General features: G+C 38.8%; 3 pseudogenes. 2 read left to right on the top strand and 1 reads right to left on the bottom strand.

The annotated features are described in order from the left end of the window. Together LEP1GSC062_RS20770 and LEP1GSC062_RS20765 are read left to right on the top strand one after the other, a co-directional pair. Positions 1 to 102 (top strand): annotated as a pseudogene (locus LEP1GSC062_RS20770) (transposase); the annotation flags it as partial. Between the two features lie 149 nt (positions 103 to 251). Beyond that, positions 252 to 350 (top strand): annotated as a pseudogene (locus LEP1GSC062_RS20765) (transposase); the annotation flags it as partial. 34 nt (positions 351 to 384) lie between these two features. On the opposite strand, the pseudogene LEP1GSC062_RS01400 reads toward LEP1GSC062_RS20765, so the two are convergent. Further along, positions 385 to 1,615, bottom strand: a pseudogene (locus LEP1GSC062_RS01400) (IS256 family transposase). Between the last annotated feature and the right edge of the window lie 239 nt (positions 1,616 to 1,854).

The raw sequence follows: 1,854 nt of genomic DNA, 5'->3' as shown, positions 1-1,854 counted from the left end.
TCAAGCACGGGCTGGTTTTATGGCTTTAAATTGCATTTAATCGTAAATGATCAAGGTGAAATATTATCATTTATGATTACTCCTGGAAACGTCGACGACAGGAATTCGAAAGTGATTTTTCCACTTGTTAAGAATATTTACGATAAGAACCTGCCCTCACCAGTTCTTTCTTACGGAAAAAACCGGAACTGAACAGAACCTTGTAGCTTGATCTTTCTGATAAAGTAAAATAAAGTTTTGGGATGCGCTGTAAACTTTTCGGAGATAGAGGTTATATCAGTCAATCTTTGTTTGAAAGTCTTTATGAAAAGGGGATTCAACTCATTACAAAACTTAAAAAGAATTTAAAATGGTAGTGTCAGCAATCCTGTGTAAATAACTTTCTTAAAACGAATCCAATTTCAATCGATCTCCGAAAAGAATCGAAAACTGGTTCATAGCTTTTCCCCAATCTTGAATCGGCATGGTCCATTTTTTAGACATATTATTCAAAGCTAAATAGAGAAGCTTGATTGCCGCCTCATCGTTCGGAAACGAACCCCGATTCTTGATAATTTTTCTTAAGCCCATATTCATGGATTCGATAGCATTTGTAGTGTATATCGCCTTACGAATGTTAGGTGGATAGGCCAAAAAAGGAATCACCGAATCCCAATTGTTCCTCCAGGACTTGCTGATCATCGGATACTGACTGTCCCATTTGGTTGAAAAATCATCAAGGCTTTTCTTAGCAATTTCTTCCGATGGAGATTTGTAGATGGCCTTTAGGTCGACTACCAACTCTTTCCTCTGTTTGTAAGAAACCCATTTCAAAGAATTCCTAACCATATGAACGATACAAAGTTGAACTTGTGCATTAGGAAAAACTGATATGATTGTATCCGGAAATCCTTTCAATCCGTCGACACAAGCGATTAAGATATCTTCAACGCCTCGATTCTTTAAGTCGGTTAAAATCTGAAGCCAGAACTTTGCCCCTTCGGTGCGTTCTACCCAAATCCCAAGAATCTCTTTTGTGCCCTGTAGATTGATTCCTAAAGCCAAATAGAAGGCTTTGTTCACGACGTGGTTGCCATCTCGAACCTTCACGATCAACGCATCCATGATGAGAATCGGATACACTTTATCCAAGGGTCGATTCTGCCATTCGATCACCGTTTCCATGACGGAATCCGTTACTTGAGAAATTAAATCCGCCGAGACTTCGACTTGATAAATTTCTTTCAGGTGTTGAGATATTTCTCGAGTTGTCATTCCACGTGAATACATCGAGATGATCTTTTCATCGAAGCCGGTAAAGCGTGTCTGTCCTTTCCGGATTATCTGAGGTTCAAAGCTTCCGTTTCTATCTCTCGGTACTTCCAAGTCAATTGTCCCAAAGTCTCCTTTGAGCTTTTTGCTACTTTTTCCATTTCTTGAATTGCCTGTGTTATTTCCAGTTGAGGAATTTTTCTCATACCCAAGATGATGCGTCATCTCTCCTTGCATCGCTCGTTCAACAAGTGATTTGGTGAGTTGTTTTAAGAGGCCTTCGTTTCCGATCAGCTCTTCGGGGGGTTTTACCTTTGATTAATTCATCGAGTAGTTCTTCCGCTCGATTCTTCGGTTTGCTCATACTGCTTTATCCTTGTTACTTTTTCTTTTTTCACAAGTCATTTACACAATCGAGATGACACCCTCGAAAGTATTCAAGAACCACAAATTCGAATCATCCTTTCTTCAAATACCCCAATTTAATCAATAATTTGATTCCGGCGGAAGCACATATGATTCTCGTTTCCGATATCACTTACATCAAAATTAAAGACGGATTTGCATATCTCTCTTTGATAATGGATTTATATTCCAGAAAGA

Source organism: Leptospira alexanderi serovar Manhao 3 str. L 60, assembly GCF_000243815.2.
Lineage (GTDB): Bacteria > Spirochaetota > Leptospiria > Leptospirales > Leptospiraceae > Leptospira > Leptospira alexanderi.
The sequence above is the reverse complement of the archived record's forward strand: the minus strand, read 5'-3'. Positions and strand labels throughout refer to the sequence as shown.